This is a genomic window from Oxynema mangrovii CENA135, assembly GCF_016632315.1.
GTDB classification, from domain to species: Bacteria; Cyanobacteriota; Cyanobacteriia; order Cyanobacteriales; family Laspinemataceae; genus Oxynema; species Oxynema aestuarii.
The window spans coordinates 1-693 of the sequence record NZ_JAEOXH010000010.1 but is presented as its reverse complement, the minus strand read 5'-3'; the positions used below and the strand labels follow the sequence as shown (position 1 = coordinate 693).

Annotated in this window: 1 pseudogene; it reads right to left on the bottom strand. The window is 37.8% G+C overall.

What is annotated here, in order from left to right:
* Positions 1-647: pseudogene (locus JJD41_RS25150) on the bottom strand (group II intron maturase-specific domain-containing protein); the annotation flags it as partial.
* Between the last annotated feature and the right edge of the window lie 46 nt (positions 648-693).

The window sequence follows — 693 nt, the reverse complement described above, 5'->3', positions numbered from 1 at the left end:
GTATGTCTGACTATTGGTGTCCAATTATGTTTCCATAGTTGGAATCCATCTTTGGTCTTGAATAACCAAGATTCATGTCTTTCTTTCCCATTGCTAAGTTTAACTGTTCCATTTCTGAAGTAATTCCTTAGCTTTTCATGGCTTGCCTTTCCGCATCTTGATACTGTCCATGTCCTTAACATTAGCCAGATTTTATTATCTAGCTTATTGAAGGTCTCTGTTGAGACTACCCCTGAATAATAGTTTGACCATCCCCTAATAATTGGGTTTAGTTTGTTAATTAGGGTTGATTGAGGTGCTGTTTTAAATTGTTTAATTACACCTTTTATCGCTTATGTGTGGGCAACTGCTTTTGGGCTGGGTTTTATGTGGGTTTTATGTCCGATTAATCGGCTCTTACGTCCCCCTGTTTTTCCAGTTTTATATTTTCCTACTGGGTATTGCCTGATATTGAATCCGAGAAAATCAAACCCAGGTTCTTCTGTCTTGCCATTATACTCAATAGGCTTAAGTGTGTGACATATTCGGGTCTTTTCAGGTTTTATTTCTAGTCCTACAGGTTTTAGCCACTCGGAAATAGCAGTTTTGCACTGTTCAATGATTCCTAAGTCTTTGGATATGACTACAAAATCATCGGCATCTCGTATGCCGTCTTCTGCTTGAAAAAAAAAAAGAAAGGTGACGGGTTTTTAA